Raw genomic sequence first — 16,251 nt, forward strand, 5'->3', positions numbered from 1 at the left:
GGACACGACGGTCGACCCGGTGGGAGAGTGTTCCGGTGAAGCAGGCGCAACGGCTCAAGGCGGTCCGGTACGACATTCGCGGGCCGGTGCTGCGCCGCGCACAGCAGCTCGAGGACGCCGGGCACCAGATCATCAAGCTCAACATCGGCAACCCGGCGCCGTGGGGTCTGGCCACACCCGAGCCGATCATGGCCGACGTGGTGCACAACCTGGGGTCGGCGACCGGCTACAGCGACGCCCGGGGGATCTACTCGGCGCGGGTCGCGGTCGCCCACAAATATCAGATCCAGGGCGCCATCGACGTGCAGCCGGAAGACGTGATGCTCGGCAACGGCGTCTCCGAGCTGATCGTGATGTGCCTGCAGGCGCTGCTCGACACCGGTGACGAGGTGCTGGTGCCGAGCCCCGACTACCCGCTGTGGACGGGCGCGGTGTCGCTGTGCGGTGGCCGGGCGGTGCACTACCGCTGCGACGAGGGCGCTGGGTGGCAGCCCGACCTGGAGCATCTGGAGTCCCGGATCACCCCGGACACCCGCGCCATGGTGATCATCAACCCGAACAATCCGACCGGTGCCGTCTACTCGCGTGAGGTGCTGGAGGGGATGCTCGACATCGCCCGCCGGCACGGGCTGCTGGTGTTCACCGACGAGATCTACGACCAGATCATCTACGACCGGGCGGTGCACCACACCGCGGCGGCGCTCGCCCCGGACGTTCCGATGATCAGCATGGGCGGCCTGTCGAAGACGCACCGGGCGGCCGGGTTCCGTTCCGGGTGGCTGGCGGTCACCGGTTTCGGGCCGCAGGACACCGACTACCTGGAGGGCCTGCAGCTGCTGGCCAACATGCGGCTGTGCCCGAACGTGCCGGCGCAGCACGCGATCCAGACCGCGCTCGGGGGTTACCAGAGCATCAACGCCCTGGTCACCCCCGGCGGGCGGCTCTACGAGCAGCGCGAGCACGCCTGGCAGGCGCTGACCGCGATCCCCGGCGTGGACTGCTTCAAGCCGGAGGGCGCGCTGTATCTCTTCGCCCGGCTCGATCCGGCCGTCCACAAGATCCACGACGACGAGCGGCTGATCATCGACCTGCTCGAGTCCAAGCAGCTCCTGCTCTCGCACGGCACCGGCTTCAACATCGACACCACCGACCATCTGCGGGTGGTCTTCCTCGCGCCGGTCGATGTGCTCGACGACGCGATCGGCCGGCTGCGATCGTTCCTCTCCACCTACCGTCAGTAGCGGCTATGCCGGCTCGCGCACCCCGCCCTCGTCCCCGTCGTCCGGAATCGGCTCGACGGGGGCCGGCGGCAGCGTCTCCGGCGTGTCCGGAAGCAGCTCGCCCGGGTCGTCCGGGACCGGCTCGCGCGGGTCGATCGGCGGGTATTCGGTGGGGTCCAGATCAGGCTGACTCATCAACCCATTGTCGGTCATCACCGGTGATGTCGCTCGCGGCTTGCCCGCCGCACCACCGGCCGATGCGACGGTCCGATGGCGAAGTCGCCGCTGGTCGTATCGCGGACATGCCGGTTGACGTTGCCGGCCGTCAGGAACCCGGTTCCGGCTCGGTTAGATTCAGCCGGTGAGCGATGAGTTCTCCCCGGCGGCCGGCACCTGGAACATGCTGCAGTGGGCATACGAGATGGGCGCGGCGACGCTCGGTGAGGCCTACGACATGCTGGAGCAGTTCGAGAACAGCAACGACGTGGCCGAGGTGCTGGGCGAGGACGACACGATCGAGGCCGTCCGCGAGGACATCGAGTACGGCCTGGAGACGGCCGGCCCGGACACCACTCTCGCCGCCCTGCTGTGAATCGGTCGGCATGCTGCCCGCTTCGGCGTCACCCGGTGCGGTTTCGGGTCAGGGGGCGATGCGCGGGGGACGATTCTCGTACGGCGTGGACAGCACGACGGTCGTGCGGGTGGTGACGTTCGCCGCCGTACGGATGTCCTGCAGGAGGCGTTCCAGGTCGGCGGGACTCTTCACCCGTACCAGAAGCATGTAGAAGTCCTCGCCGGCCACCGAATAGCAGGAGTCGATCTCGGACAGGTGGGCCAGACGGTCGGGGGCGTCGTCGGGCTGGGACGGATCGAACGGGCGGATCGCCACGAACGCGGTCAACGGCAGGTCCAGTGCCTCGTAGGAGACCTTGGCCGTGTAGCCGTGGATGACACCCCGCTGCTCGAGCCGCCGGACACGCTGGTGCACGGCGGAGACACTGAGGCCCACCCGCTCGGCCAAGTCGGTGTACGACAGGCGGCCGTCCGCGGTCAGGGCCGAGACGATCGCCCGGTCGATCTCTTCCACGGCGTCACCCTACCGACAGCGGCGGCTCACCCCGTCATCGACCGGGCGATCACCAGCCGCTGGATCTGGTTGGTGCCCTCGACGATCTGCAGCACCTTCGCCTCGCGGAACCAGCGCTCCACCGGGTGGTCGGAGACGTAGCCGGCACCGCCGAGCACCTGGACGGCGTCGGTGGTGACCTTCATCGCCATGTCGGTGGCGAACAGCTTCGCCTTGGCGGCCTCGATGGAGAACGGGCGGCCGGCGTCCTTGAGGCGGGCCGCGTTCAGCAGCAGCGCGCGGGCCGCCGACACCTGGGTGGCCATGTCGGCGAGCATGAACCCGATGCCCTGGAACGACGCGATCGGCTTACCGAACTGCCGGCGCTCCTTCGCGTAGGCGGTCGCGTAGTCGACGGCGGACTGGGCGAGACCGACCGCGCAGGCGGCGATGCCGAGCCGGCCGGCGTCGAGGGCGCGCATGGCGATGGTGAAGCCCTGGTTCTCCTCGCCGACGAGACGCTCGCGGGGGATGCGGGCGTCCTCGAGGACGATCTGGGCGGGCGCCGACGATCGCAGGCCCATCAGCTTCTCCGGGGCTTGCGGGAGCAGCCCGGGCGTGTCGGCGTCGGCGAGCAGGCAGGAGATGCCACGCGGGCCGGGTCCGCCCGTACGGCAGAAGATGTTGTAGAAGTCGGCCCGGCCGGCGTGGGTGATCCAGGCCTTGGTGCCGGTGACCACGAAGTCGTCCCCGTCGGCGACGGCCCGGGTGGTCAGCCCGGCCGCGTCGGAGCCGCCGTGCGGTTCGGACAGCGCGTACGCCCCGAGCAGCTCCCCGCCGACCATCTCCGGCAGCATGGCCCGCTGTTTCCCGGTGCCGAACTCGGCGACCGGGAAGCACGACAGGGTGTGCACGCTGACCGCCTCGGCGATGCTCAGCCAGGAGCCGGCCAGGATCTCCAGGACCTGGACATACACCTCGTACGGCTGGGCCGCGCCGCCGACGTCCTCGGGATAGGGGAGCCCGAGCAGCCCGGAGCGGCCGAGGGTGCGCAGGACGTCGCGGGGGAACTCACCGCGCGCCTCGAAGTCGTCGACCTTGCCGGCCAGCTCGCGGGTGGCGAGCTCGGTGGTGAGGTCGAGCAGGTCGCGAGCTTCAGGGGTGGGAAGCAGTCGATCCACGGTCATGCCAGCAGCTTAACGGTCGTTAACAGATGGGGTGACCAACCCGGTCTCGTACGCCAGCACCACCGCCTGGGCCCGGTCCCGCAGGTCGAGCTTCGCGAAGATCCGGGCCACGTGAGTCTTCACGGTCGCCTCGCTCAGCGTCAACGCCCCGGCCAGCTCCGTGTTCGACAGGCCACGCCCGAGCAGGGTCAGCACCTCCAGCTCACGCGGGGTGAGGGCGGTCAGGTCACGGTGCACGGCGGGCTCCTCCCCCGCCCCGGCGAAACGCTGCACCAGGCGGCGGGTGATCGACGGGGCGAGCAGGGCGTCACCGGTGCCGACCAGCCGGACCGCGGCCGCCAGGTGGTCGGCGGTCACGTCCTTGAGCAGGAACCCACTGGCTCCGGCGGCGAGCGCGGCGTAGACGTACCGGTCCAGGTCGAAGGTGGTGAGCATCAGGATCCGGCAATCGGGGGTACGGGCCAGGATGCGTCTCGTGGCCTCGATGCCGTCCATGCCGGGCATCCGGACGTCCATCAGGATCACGTCGGGACGCAGCCGGCGCTCGGCCTCGACCGCGGCGGCCCCGTCGGCGGCCTCACCGGCGACGTCGAGGCCACGGGCGGTGAGGATCAGCCGGAACCCGGTGCGGATCAGCTCCTGATCGTCGACGATCAGGACGCGCGGGCCGGTCATCGCGCGTCCGGGGACAGGCGGGCGCGGACCCGGGCCGGTCATCGCGCGTCCAGGGGCAGGCGGGCGCGGACCCGGTAGCCGCCACCGAGGCGGCGGCGCGCGTCCAGGTCGCCGCCGTAGACGGCCACCCGCTCGTGCAGCCCGGCCAGCCCCCGGCCGGTGCCGTCACCGGACGGTCCGGTGGGCGGCGGGTCGCCGGTCAGCACACTCGGGCCGGTGGTCAGCACCTCCACCCGCAGCGCGTGCTCGGCCCAGCGGATGGTCACCTCGGCCTTACCTCCGGATCCGTGCCTGAGGGCGTTGGTCAGGGCCTCCTGCACGATGCGGTAGGCGGTGACGTCGATGCCGGCCGGCAGGGGCCGTGGCTCGCCGGAGACGCGGACCTCGACGGGCAGGCCCGCGAACGCCACCCGGTCCACGAGCGGGCTCAACCGGGACAGGGTCGGCTGTGGCGCGAGCGCCGGATCCTCACCGGACGGATCGGGGGCCAGCAGTCCGAGAAGGTTCCGCAGTTCGGTCATGGTGTCCCGCCCCGCGCGCTCGACCGCGGCGAGCGCCGCCTCGGCCTCCGCCGGCATCGTGGCCAGCACCTCCCGGGCCGCGCCGGCCTGCACGATCATGACGCTGACGTTGTGGCTGACGATGTCGTGCAGCTCGTGGGCGATCCGGGCCCGTTCCTCGTCGACGGCGGCCCGCGCCGCGGCCGCCCGTTCCCGCTCCAGCAGCCAGCCACGCTCCCCCATCGCACGCTCGTGCCGCAGCCGGGCCCGGCGCAACATCATCGCCAGAGCCGCCGTGGCGGCACAGGTCACCGCGAGCATCACCGTCACCACGCTGAACACCTTGGCACGCCCGGCCGCCGGCCCGCATCAACCCCTGGGCGGGCGCCGTACATCCCCGGGATGAGGCGGTGCGGCGATTGCATCCGGCGGCCGATGTGGTCGCCCGCCGGTGGCCCGTAGCGTCCCCGACATGACGACAGAGACGGTGGTCCGCCTCGAGGACGTACGCAAGGAATACGGCGAGACGGCCGCCCTGGACGGGGTCTCGCTGACCATCCGCCGGGGTGAGGCGGTCGCCGTCATGGGCCCGTCCGGCTGCGGAAAGTCCACCCTGCTCAACATGATCGCCGGGCTGGACCGGCCGACCTCCGGGGAGGTGACCGTGCACGGCGAGCGCCTCGACGCGTTGAACGAGACGAGGCTCGCGCTGTTCCGCCGCCACCACCTCGGCATGATCTTCCAGTTCTTCAACCTGCTCGACGACCTGTCCGCCCTGGACAACGTGGCGCTGGCCGCCCAGCTGACCGGCTCATCGGCGGCCACCGCCCGGCGGCGGGCCCTGGAGCTCTTCGACGAGCTGGGCATCGCGGGCCGGCGCGACGTCTACCCGGCGGCCCTGTCCGGCGGCGAACGGCAGCGGGTCGCGGTGGCCCGGGCCCTGATGAACCGGCCCGCGCTGCTGCTCGCCGACGAGCCGACCGGCGCCCTCGACAGCCGGGCCGGCGAACAGGTGATGGACCTGCTCATCGACCTCAACCAGATCGGGCAGACCCTGCTGATCGTCACCCATGACGAGCGGCTCGCGCACCGCTGTGCCAGCCGCCTGGTCGAGCTGGCCGACGGCCGGATCGCCGCCGAGTCCGCCCTGGACCGGGTGTGAGCGCCGTGTGGGCGGCCGCGCGGGCCGCGATCCGCCGCCGGCGGCTGCAGACGTTCGTGATCGGACTGGTGGCGCTGTTGTGCACGGCCACCGTGGTCGTGTCGCTGGCACTGCTCGACGCCACCTCGGCGCCCTTCGACCGGGTCTTCGGGCAGCAGCGCGGCGCGCACGCCGTGGCGTCGTTCGACCGGACCGTGGTCGGCGACGCGCAACTGGCGGCGGCGACCAGCGGAGTGCAGGCTTCGGCGGGGCCGTTCGCGCAGGCGATCGTCCAGCCCGAGGGCGGGTCCGGGCCGCTGCTGGAGGGGCCGCTGACGCTCGTCGGGCGACCCGGCCCGGAGGGTGACGTGGACCGTCTCGACCTGTGGCGGGGCCGGTGGGCGACCGCCGCCGGCGAGATCGTGCTGAGCTCCGAGCCCGAGGCGCCCGGGATGTTCGAGGCCGGACCGCTCGGGTCGCTCACGTCGATCACCACCACCGGCGGTCTGACCCTGCAGGTCGTCGGATGGGCCCACAGTGTGAGCGGATCGGCGGACGGCTGGGTGACGCCCGGTCAGATGGCCACGATGCGGCCGACCGGGACGCAGATGCTCTACCGGTTCTCCGGGGACGTGTCGAGCCGGGAGGCGGTGACACAGCGACTGGCCGGAGCGACCACGGGGCTCCCCGGCGGAGCGCTCGTCGCCGCCAGCCCCTATCAGGCGCTCAAGGAGAAGGCGGGCGAGACGGCCGGCGTCTACCTGCCGTTCCTGGGCACGTTCGGGGTGCTCGGCCTGCTGGTCGCGATCATCATCGTGGCCAATGTGGTCAGTGGCGCGGTGGTCTCCGGGTTCCGGCACATCGGGGTGCTCAAGTCGATCGGCTTCACTCCGCGGCAGGTGGTCGCCGTCTACCTGACGATGGTCACGACGCCGGCCACGGCGGGCGCGGTCCTCGGCACGGCGCTGGGCGTCACCGGCGCCGGTCCGCTGCTGGCCGACACGTTCCGCGGGCTGGGCTACGGGCAGGACTCCGCCGTACGGCCGTGGGTGTGGCTGGCCGGTCTGCTCGGTGTGCCCGCCCTGGTCCTGCTGGTCGCGTTGCTGCCGGCGCTGCGCGGCGGGCGGCTGTCCGCCGCCGAGGCGATCAGTGCGGGCAGCGCGCCGCGGCGGGGTCGCGGTCTGCGCGTCCAGAGAGCTTTGAGTGGTACGCGACTCCCGCGCCCGGTCAGTCTGGGACTGGGCCTGCCGTTCGCCCGGCCGGCCCGGACCGCCCTGACCATGGCGTCGCTCCTGCTCGGCGTGGCCACGGTGACCTTCGCGACCGGGCTGTCCGACACCGTGCTGCGGGTGTCCGCCCTCGGTTCGGAGACCGGCGGTGACGTCGGTGTGCGGCCCATGAACCCCGACTTCGGGCGGGAGCCGAGCACCCGTACCGACCGGGAGGTCGAGGCGCTGCTGCGGGGCCTTCCCGGCACGGAGCGGATCGGTGTCGCCGTCGGCCGCAGCTATGCGTCACCCGGCCAGAGCGAGCCGATCCGGATCGACTTCGTCCGCGGCGACGTCGCGGTCATGGGCCACGAGCGGCAGCTTCTCGAAGGCCGGTGGATGGCAGCGCCGAACGAGGTGGTCGCACCGGTCGAGATGGTCAACAAGCGCGGTCTGGCGGTCGGTGACACCCTGCCGCTCGAACGCGACGGCGACCGGCTGTCCGTCACCATCGTCGGCGTGACGTTGATGGGCCTGCCCGGCTCCGGCGACGACGCGCTGTTCGCACCCTGGCGCGACCTTCCGGGCACGGTGGCGAGCGACTACTACTACCAGGTGGGGCTCGTCGAGGGCACCGATCTGCCCCGGTACATGGCGGCGATCGTGGCAGCCGACCCGGGCCTGGACCCCTGGGACAACACCGGTGGCGACGAGCTCACGCCGATCGTGACCGGGTTCTCCACCGTGCTGGCGCTGTTGCTGGCCACGGTCGCCGCGCTGGGGGTGCTCAACACGGTCGCCCTCAACGTCCTGGACCGGCGCCGTGACCTCGGCATGCTCAAGTCGATCGGGATGACCCCGCGTCAGGTGATCACCATGCTCGTCACGTCGATGGCGGCCCTCGGGGTGGCCGGCGGCCTGCTCGGCATCCCGCTCGGAATGAGCGCGCACCGGCTGGTCGTGCCGCTCGCCGCGGACGCCGCGAAGATCACCCTGCCGGATCAGGTGCTGCGGGTGTGGGACCCGGCGACCCTGACGCTGATGGTGACGGCGGGAGTGCTGATCGCGGTCCTGGGCGCGCTGCTGCCGGCCCGCTCGGCGGCCCGGCTGAGCATCGCCCGGGTGCTGCACAACGAGTGATCGCGGCAGGTGCGCCGGCCGCAGGAAGCCGGCGTGCCGGATCGCGCCATTGAGAGACGTCGATAAGTTTGCCAGGATGACGCCATGACGACGGGGCGACGGTTGTTCTCGGCACTGTCCGTAGCGGCGCTCGTGGTGGCCGGCGCCGTCGACGCCGCACCGGCGACGGCCGCGCCGCCGGCCGGGGACCCGGACACGCCGTGGCGCATGCGGCACTGGCCGCAGACCCAGCCGTGGCAGGTCGACGAGGCGGTCACCCTGGGCGGCCCGGCCGGCACGCCGCAGCCGATCGACCCCCAGCGGTACGAGCTGCCGGACACGATGACCTGGGACGACTACCGGGCTGTGCCGGGCACCGACTGGGCCGACCCGGCGGTGCGCGGCTCGGAGCGCACCTTCAACGGGGCGCTGGTGCTGGTCGACTACTCGAATCAGCCGTTCGTGGTCACTCAGCCGGCGAACTCGACGATCTACGGGAACCCGTCCGGCGTGCAGAACCTGGACCGCTCCGAGGTGCCGGCGTTCTATCGGGACTTCCTGAACAAGCCGGGGACGCTCAACCGGGGCCACACCATCCACGAGTATTGGATGGAGGACTCGAACGGGCGCTTCGGCATCGACTTGAGCGCGTTCGGCGTGTACCGGATGCCGCACGCGAGCCACGAGTACGGCATCGAGAGCTCCATGCAGCGCGGACTGGGCTGCCCGGCCGACGACGTGTGCGGGCGTGACCTGCGTGCCGACGCGCGCGCCGCCTGGATCGCGGCGGTCGGCGAGCAGGAGGCGGGGTCGTACGACTTCGTCTTCTTCCTCTCGGCGGGCCAGGACGAGTCGGCCACCTGGCAGGAGTTCGGCCCGATGAAGTTCACCACCAGACAGGACGTGAGCGAGGAGTTCGGCCCGCCGGACGAGTCGCTGCCGAACTGGAACGCGACCCGTTACGTCGAGTGGACCTCCTGGCAGGCCTCGGCGAACATCTGGCCGAACGCCACCCGGGGCAGCTCACTGCAGGCGGAGAGCTCGGGCATGTCGACGTACGCGCACGAGTTCAGCCACATCCTCGGCATCGGCGACAACTACAACAACCCGTACTCCGTACCGGCTCGCCGCGATTACAGCGGACCGTGGGAGATGCTGAGCCGCGGCACGTTCAACGGTCCCGGCGGACCGCACAGCCGGTGGCTGATCCCGGGAACCGCGGGCTCGTCGATGGGCGCACAACACATGCTGCGCAACAAGATGAAGCTCGGCATCGTCGACGACACCGCGGTGCTGAAGCTCTCCCGCGCGGCACTGGCCGAGTCCGGCGTCGTGGTGACGCGGGTGACGGCGCGCGCGGTCGATCCCGGCCCTCGCCGGCTGGCCGGCATCAACGTCACCCTGGACGGCGGCGACCGCAGCCCCGCCTGCAACACCGCGACGGACCCCTACTGCGACGGCGGCGGATACGACAACTACACCCTCGAAGTCGTCGACCGGATGGGCTTCGACTCGTTCACCCCGGACTCCGGCGTGCTGCTGGCCAAGACGAAGAACGCGGACTCCGCGCCGTTCATCTGGACCGTCGACGCCAACCCGCAGGACATCGACAAGGTCGACTTCGTAACGCCGGACGGCACGCCACAGAAGATGACGATCGGGGACTACCGGCAGCTCTCCGACGCGTTGTTCCACGCCGGCACCGGATCGGGCAGCCTCTTCGAGTACGCCGACACGGCCAACCGGCTGCACTTCTACGTCCTGGACCGGAAGCGGGACCGGCACGGCGTGCTCTCGTACGAGGTCGCGGTCCGTTCCCTCGACGGCGCCGGGCCGTCGGTCCGCGGTGTGAGGGCATCGCCGGCCACCGCCCGCCCCGGGCCGTCCGGCTGGGCCCGGTGCACGATTCCGATCCGCAACACCGGCCGGGACGCCGACGTCTTCCGGATCTCCGCGCCGGGGGCGGTGCTGCCCCGGGCGGTCGTCGGAGTGGCAGGCCGCCAGTCGGCCACGGTCGAGGTCTACGTCAAGGGTGTGCCCACGATCGCGGTCCAGGTCAGGTCGGAGAGCGACCCGGACGCGACCGCCACGACCTCCTGCACCGCGCGACGATGACATCCGGGAGGAGACCGCCGTGCTCCTCGCCGGGTTGGAGGGGGCAGACCGGACGGTCGCTCCGGAATAGGGTGATCGACATGGAATACGTACGTCTCGGCCGCACCGGCCTGAAAGTGTCCCGGATCTGTCTCGGCATGATGACCTACGGCTCGCGGAGCTGGCGTGACTGGGTGATCGACGAGCAGGCCGCCACGCCGATCGTGCGGCGGGCCGTCGAGCAGGGCATCACCTTCTTCGACACCGCCGACATGTACTCGGTGGGCGCCAGCGAGGAGATCACCGGGCGGCTGCTGCGCTCCCTGTTCAACCACCGCGACGACTACGTGCTCGCGACCAAGGTGTTCTTCCCGGTCGGCGAAGGCCCCAACGACCGCGGCCTGTCCCGCAAGCACATCATGGCCTCGATCGACCGGTCCTTGCGGCGGCTCGGCACCGACCACGTGGACCTCTACCAGATCCACCGGTGGGACCGGTCGACCCCGATCGAGGAGACCATGGAGGCGCTGCACGACGTGGTCAAGGCCGGGAAGGCCCGCTACATCGGCGCCTCCACCATGTACGCCTGGCAGTTCGCGAAGGCACAGTTCACCGCGGAACGGCACGGCTGGACGAAGTTCGTGTCGATGCAGCCGCAGTACAACCTGACCTACCGGGAGGAGGAGCGGGAGATGCTGCCTTACTGCCTCGACTCCGGCGTCGGCGTGATCCCGTGGAGCCCGCTCGCCCGTGGTGTCCTGGCCCGCGGCCGGGCCGCCGAGTCGGTGCGCGCCCGGACCGACCAGATGATGGCGCGCCTCTCGACCGACGACGACTTCGCGGTCGCCGACGTGGTCGCCGACGTCGCGAAGGCCCGCGAGACGGCCCCGGCCCGGGTCGCGCTGGCCTGGCTGCTGTCGAAGCCGGCCGTGACCGCCCCGATCATCGGCGCCTCGAAGCAGTCCCACATCGACGACGCCGTCGCCGCCGTCGACCTGCGACTCACCCCGGAGGAGATCGCCGCGCTGGAGGCCCCGTACCGCCCCCACGCCGTGATCGGCCACTAGGGTGGGGCGGTGAGCCGACCACTGCTGGCCGTTGACGCCCCCAGTCTGTATTTTCGTGCGTTCCACGGGATTCCGGAGAAGGCCGCGCAGACTGCGGCCGGGGAGCCGGTCAACGCCATTCGCGGGTTCCTCGACATGCTCGCCCAGCTGATCCGGACACGGCGGCCGGATCGGCTGGTGTGCGCGCTGGACGCGGACTGGCGGCCGGCGTGGCGGGTGGAGCTGGTGCCGTCGTACAAGAAGCACCGGGTCGCCCACGGGGACGTCGAGGAGGTGCCGGCCTCGCTGGAGAAGCAGGTGCCGGTGCTGCTGGAGGTTCTCGCGGCGATCGGGATCCCGGCGTTCGGCGTCGCCGGCTACGAGGCCGACGACGTGCTCGGCACGCTCGCGACCGGGCAGCCGGCGCCGGTCGAGGTGGTCTCCGGCGACCGGGACCTGTTCCAGCTCGTCGACGACACCCGCGGGACGCGGCTGCTCTACTGCGGGCGCGGCGTGGCGAAGCTGGAGGACGCCGACGAGGCGCTGGTGCTCGCCAAGTACGGCGTCGAGGCCCGCTGGTACGCGGACTTCGCGGCGATGCGCGGCGACCCGAGTGACGGGCTGCCGGGAGTCGCGGGTGTCGGGGAGAAGACGGCGGCCCGGCTGATCGAGCGGTACGGCGGGGTCGAGCACATCCTGGCCGCCCTCGACGACCCCGGCGCCGGGTTCGCGCCGGGCGTGCGGACGAGACTGGACACCTCTCGCGACTACCTGGCCAGGGCGCTGCCGGTGTGCAAGGTCGCCACCGACGTGCCGCTGCCGGAGTTCGACCCGGTGCTGCCGGGCTCGCCCCGTGACCCGGAGGCGCTGCTGGCGCTCGCCGACCGCTGGAACCTGGCCGGCTCCGCCCGCCGGCTGGTGGACGCCATCGCAGCGTAGGAAAGTTGCCGTCCGGTTGCGGGCGGGACGGTGCGCTCAGGTCGGGGGTCCAGGCCCCGATACGGCGGGTCGGCAACCCTGCCGCCCGACGAACGGAGTGCGCTTTGTCGACGCGAGTGGCTCGCGCGTGCTTCGGCGCCTGGACGCTGGTCCTGACCATCGTCTACTACGCCGTCCCGGACGCGCATCTGTACAGCTGGGCGGCGCTCGGCTACTCGTGCGCGATCGCCGTGCTGGTGGGTGTGCGCCTCAACCGGCCGCGCCGCAAGCTGCCGTGGTACCTGATCAGCATCGCGATCGCCTGCTTCACCACGGGTGACAGCGCGTACAACCTGATCATCGCGCTGGGCGGGACACCGGACTTCCCGGGAGTCGCCGACTTCTTCTACCTGGCGTTCTATCCGCTCCTGACCGCCGGGCTGCTGATGATGATCAGGGCACGGAACAGCGGGGACGCCAACCGGTCCGCGCTGCTGGACGCCCTGGTGCCGACGGTCGGGCTGGGGCTGCTCGCCTGGGTCTACTGGATCGCCCCGTTCACCCGCTCCGAGCACCTGTCGCTGATGGAGAAGCTGGTCTCGATCGGCTACCCGCTCGGTGACGTGCTCGTGCTGGCGATGATCCTGCGGATGTTCACCGGCTCCGGCAAGCGGCTGGACTCGGTGGTCACGTTCGGCGTCGCCATGGTCGGGCTGCTGATCTCCGACGTGTTCTACGGGCAGTCGCAGCTGAACAGCGCGTGGGCGCTGGGCGGCCCGGTCGACATGGGCTGGATCGTCTTCTACTCGGCGATGGGCTACGCCGCGCTGCGGCCGGCGATGACCTCGCTGACCTCACCTATCGAGCGTCCCAACCCGGGCATGGGCAGCCACCGGCTGTTCTGGCTGAGCACCGCCGCGCTGATCGCCCCCGGCGTGCTGGCACTGGAGTACATGGAGGGCCGGGAGGCGGAGATCGCCCGCGGCGGCGTCGTCGACGCGCCGGTCATCGCGGGCGCCGCGGCACTGATGTTCCTGCTCGTCCTGGCAAGGGTCGCGGACCTGGCCCAGTCACAGCGGCAGGCCGGCAGCCGGGAACGGGCACTGCGCGAAGCCGGATCGCTGCTGTTCGCGGCGGCCACCGAAGAGGACGTGACCCGCGCGGTCAAGAAGGCCGTCGCCCGTCTGATGCCCGCCGACCAGCCGTACCACCTGCAGTTCCTGCCGCCCGTCGAAGGCTTGGACGCGGAGACGGCGGTCCGCCGGATCCCCGCCGCGGAACTACCGGACGGCTTCGAGTCCGGCGGATTCAAGCACGTCGTCCACGCCACCCAGCGGCTGTCCGGTCACCGCACCGGCCGGCTCGTGATCGGCGCGTCCGACCCGGTGCTGCACCTGCTGCTGCCCGCATTCGAGACGCTCAGCTCACAGATCGCCGTGGTGCTGGAACGCATCGAGCTGACCGCCGAGGTCAGCCGCCGCGAGGGCGAGACGTGGTTCCGGACGCTGATCCAGAGCGCGGCCGACGTCATCCTGATCCTCGACGCCAACGGCACCATCCGGTACGCGACCCCGTCCGCCGAGACACTGTTCGCCGAAGACCCGACCGGCTCGCCGCTGGCCCGGCTCATCGCCGACGGCTCGCAAGAGGCGCTGCGCGAGATCCTGTTCCGGATCCGGTCCGGCGTCGGCGACCTCGACGACATCCAACTGACCGGGGTACGCGCCGACGGCCGCACCGTGGAGATCGAGTGCGACCTGCGTGACCTGCGCAACGACCCGTCCGTGGCCGGCCTCGTGGTGACCCTGCGGGACGTCACCGAGCGGCGCGGCCTGGAGAAGGACCTCACCCACCAGGCGTTCCACGACGCGCTGACCGGGCTGGCCAACCGGGTGCTGCTCAAGGACCGGCTGGAGCAGGCGTTCTGCGTGGCCGAACGCGACGGCGCCACCCTCGGCGTGCTCTTCGTCGACCTGGACGACTTCAAGGAGGTCAACGACACCCTCGGGCACGCGATCGGCGACCAACTGCTGCTCGCCGTCGCCCAGCGGATCTCCGAGAACATCGGCAAGGGCAGCACCGCGGCCCGGATGGGTGGCGACGAGTTCGCCGTCCTGGTCGAGCAGAGCGACTCGGTGGACGCGGCCGAGGCGGTCGCGGCGGTACTCGTCGAAGCCCTCTCCGTGCCGGTCGAGGTCACCGACGGCAACGGCAACAAGCACATGATCAGCGCCAAGTGCAGTGTCGGTGTCGCCACCAACCGGGACGCCGAGACCGCCACCGAGCTGCTGCGCCACGCCGACCTGGCGCTCTACCTCGCCAAGGGCAACGGCAAAGGCGGCTGGCAGCGCTACCAGAGCGACCTGCACACCGCGATGATGCAGCGGCTCGAGATGCGCACCGCCCTGCACGAGGCGATCGAGGAGGAGCAGTTCGTGCTCCAGTTCCAGCCGATCGTCGAACTGGTCGACCAGCGGATCACCGGCGTCGAGGCGCTGGTCCGGTGGGAGCACCCGGCCAAGGGGCTGCTCGGCCCGTACCACTTCGTCGAGGCGGCCGAGGAGAGCGGCGCGATCGTCGGCATCGGCAGTTGGGTCCTGCGGGAGGCGCTGCGGCAGTTCACCCAGTGGAAGTCCGAGAACCCGGAAACCACGTTGCGCTACGTGAGCGTCAACGTGTCGGCCCGGCAGTTCCGGACCGCCGACTTCGCCGAACAGGTCCGTGCGGCGCTCGCCGAGACCGGCGCGCGGCCCCAATGGCTGCTGCTGGAGATCACCGAGAGCCTGGTGCTGCGCGACGCCGACCAGGTCCTCGCCGACCTCAAGGCGCTGCGGGCGATGGGCGTGCGCATCGCGATCGACGATTTCGGTACGGGCTACTCCTCCCTGAGCTACCTGAGGCAGATGCCGGTCGACGTGCTGAAGCTGGACAAGTCGTTCATCGACGACATCCTGCACAGCCGTCAGCAGCACGCGCTCGTCGACGCGATCGTCACCCTGTCGCACAACCTCGACCTCGCCGTCGTGGCCGAAGGCATCGAAGAGGCCGGCCAGCGTGCCGCCCTCGACGCGATGGGCTGCCAGTACGGCCAGGGCTACCACTTCGCACGGCCGCTGTGGCCCGGCGACATCCCGGCCCTGGCAGTGAAGCCCGAGCCCTACCCGGTACGCCAGCAGGCGTCGGTGTGATGACATCCGACAGATGAGCCTGCGGGTGGTTAGACGGTTATCTACTGGCGCGGCGGCCCGGGAAGAGGCAGGGTCGGGGGTGTGCTGAACAACCCCGTGTGGGCCGCCCTCACCGGGCCGCAGGCGTGTTTCGCCGAGGCCGCGGGCAACGCCGCCCGATTCCAGCCCGAGATCGCCCCGTTCGCAGCCCTCAGTGACCCCGCCGACCCGGCGGCCTGGCGCGACCTGGCCACGATCACCGACTACGCCGTGCTCACCGGCCCGTCGATCACCCCGCACGCGGGATGGCAGACGGACCGGGTCACGCCCGGAGTGCAGATGATCGGCCAGAGCATGTCCGGGGTCGAAGACCCCGACGCCGTCCCGCTCACCGAGAAGGACGTGCCCGAGATGCTCGACCTGGTCGCCCGCGCCGAACCCGGCCCGTTCCTCAAACGGACCATCGAGCTGGGCCGCTACCTGGGCATCCGAGACGCCGACGGCCGGCTCATCGCGATGGCCGGCGAACGGTTCCGGATGCCCGGATGGACCGAGGTCAGCGCCGTCTGCACCGACCCGGAACACCGCGGCAAAGGACTCGGCGCCCGGCTGACGCTCGCGGTGGCGGCCGGCATCCTGGCCCGCGGCGAGCTGCCGTTCCTGCACACCGTCCACGACAACGAGAACGCGATCCGCCTGTACGGCCGTCTCGGCTTCACCCACAACGCCGACGTCATCTTCGCCAGTTACCGATTGGTGAGCTGAGTTTGGTTTGAGTGGGTTGTTTTGAGTGGGTTGTTTTGAGTGGGGTTGGGTTGGCTGAGCTTGCTGGCTCCGCTTCGCTCCGCGGCAAAACGCCTTATACCCGGTGACGGGGCAGTCGATTTCCCGCCGCCCGCAAAACCCGCGG

The 16,251-nt window shown here is 71.1% G+C and carries 14 protein-coding genes; 9 read left to right on the forward strand and 5 right to left on the reverse strand.

The features are described 5' to 3' along the window. Nucleotides 1–35: 35 nt before the first annotated feature. A complete protein-coding gene (locus ACQPZW_RS33010; RefSeq protein WP_433789925.1) occupies nt 36–1,241 on the forward strand; it encodes a pyridoxal phosphate-dependent aminotransferase in 1,206 nt (401 codons plus the stop codon). A 3-nt stretch (nt 1,242–1,244) separates the two neighbouring features. Here ACQPZW_RS33010 and ACQPZW_RS33015 read toward each other — a convergent pair whose 3' ends face one another. Continuing rightward, nucleotides 1,245–1,415, reverse strand: a complete 171-nt coding sequence (locus ACQPZW_RS33015) for a hypothetical protein (protein WP_433789926.1) — start codon at nt 1,413–1,415, stop codon at nt 1,245–1,247. A gap of 166 nt (nt 1,416–1,581) precedes the next feature. Between ACQPZW_RS33015 and ACQPZW_RS33020 the strand changes: the two genes are divergently transcribed. Next, nucleotides 1,582–1,812: a hypothetical protein gene (locus tag ACQPZW_RS33020; protein WP_433789927.1), complete on the forward strand. Its 231-nt coding sequence runs from the start codon at nt 1,582–1,584 to the stop codon at nt 1,810–1,812. 48 nt (nt 1,813–1,860) lie between these two features. Here the strand turns inward: ACQPZW_RS33020 and ACQPZW_RS33025 are convergent, their stop codons facing one another. The 4 genes from ACQPZW_RS33025 to ACQPZW_RS33040 are packed head-to-tail and all read right to left on the reverse strand — an operon-like array spanning nt 1,861 to nt 4,969. Further along, nucleotides 1,861–2,307, reverse strand: coding sequence for an Lrp/AsnC family transcriptional regulator (locus tag ACQPZW_RS33025; RefSeq protein ID WP_433789928.1), 447 nt, complete (start codon nt 2,305–2,307; stop codon nt 1,861–1,863). Nucleotides 2,308–2,333: 26 nt separating this feature from the next. Then, nucleotides 2,334–3,473 carry an acyl-CoA dehydrogenase family protein gene (locus ACQPZW_RS33030; protein ID WP_433789929.1) on the reverse strand — a complete coding sequence of 380 codons (1,140 nt, stop codon included), beginning with the start codon at nt 3,471–3,473 and terminating at the stop codon, nt 2,334–2,336. 9 nt (nt 3,474–3,482) lie between these two features. Then, on the reverse strand, nt 3,483–4,148 hold the full coding sequence (locus ACQPZW_RS33035; protein WP_433789930.1) for a response regulator: 666 nt from the start codon (nt 4,146–4,148) through the stop codon (nt 3,483–3,485). Between the two features lie 38 nt (nt 4,149–4,186). Continuing rightward, entirely contained in the window at nt 4,187–4,969 is a 783-nt protein-coding gene (locus tag ACQPZW_RS33040; protein ID WP_433797685.1) for a sensor histidine kinase, read from the reverse strand. A gap of 151 nt (nt 4,970–5,120) precedes the next feature. On the opposite strand from ACQPZW_RS33040, the gene ACQPZW_RS33045 reads away from it, so the two are divergent. The 7 genes from ACQPZW_RS33045 (at nt 5,121) to ACQPZW_RS33075 (ending at nt 16,106) form a co-directional block, all read left to right on the forward strand. Further along, nucleotides 5,121–5,810, forward strand: coding sequence for an ABC transporter ATP-binding protein (locus ACQPZW_RS33045; protein ID WP_433789931.1), 690 nt, complete (start codon nt 5,121–5,123; stop codon nt 5,808–5,810). Beyond that, the gene (locus ACQPZW_RS33050; protein ID WP_433789932.1) at nt 5,807–8,137 is read left to right on the forward strand and encodes an FtsX-like permease family protein; all 2,331 of its coding nucleotides are present in this window, start codon (nt 5,807–5,809) and stop codon (nt 8,135–8,137) included. Before ACQPZW_RS33045 ends, ACQPZW_RS33050 begins: the two co-directional genes overlap by 4 nt. An 84-nt stretch (nt 8,138–8,221) precedes the next feature. Next, nucleotides 8,222–10,231, forward strand: coding sequence for a M6 family metalloprotease domain-containing protein (locus tag ACQPZW_RS33055; RefSeq protein WP_433789933.1), 2,010 nt, complete (start codon nt 8,222–8,224; stop codon nt 10,229–10,231). 80 nt (nt 10,232–10,311) lie between these two features. Next, on the forward strand, nt 10,312–11,277 hold the full coding sequence (locus ACQPZW_RS33060) for an aldo/keto reductase (protein WP_433789934.1): 966 nt from the start codon (nt 10,312–10,314) through the stop codon (nt 11,275–11,277). Nucleotides 11,278–11,286: 9 nt separating this feature from the next. Continuing rightward, a complete protein-coding gene (locus tag ACQPZW_RS33065; RefSeq protein WP_433789935.1) occupies nt 11,287–12,195 on the forward strand; it encodes a 5'-3' exonuclease in 909 nt (302 codons plus the stop codon). 104 nt (nt 12,196–12,299) lie between these two features. Continuing rightward, on the forward strand, nt 12,300–15,362 hold the full coding sequence (locus ACQPZW_RS33070) for a putative bifunctional diguanylate cyclase/phosphodiesterase (protein ID WP_433789936.1): 3,063 nt from the start codon (nt 12,300–12,302) through the stop codon (nt 15,360–15,362). An 81-nt stretch (nt 15,363–15,443) separates the two neighbouring features. Beyond that, nucleotides 15,444–16,106 (forward strand): GNAT family N-acetyltransferase, encoded by a 663-nt coding sequence (locus tag ACQPZW_RS33075; protein ID WP_433789937.1) that lies wholly within the window; start codon nt 15,444–15,446, stop codon nt 16,104–16,106. The last annotated feature ends 145 nt before the right edge of the window (nt 16,107–16,251 follow it).

This window comes from Actinoplanes sp. CA-252034 (assembly GCF_050956125.1).
Classification (GTDB): domain Bacteria; phylum Actinomycetota; class Actinomycetes; order Mycobacteriales; family Micromonosporaceae; genus Actinoplanes.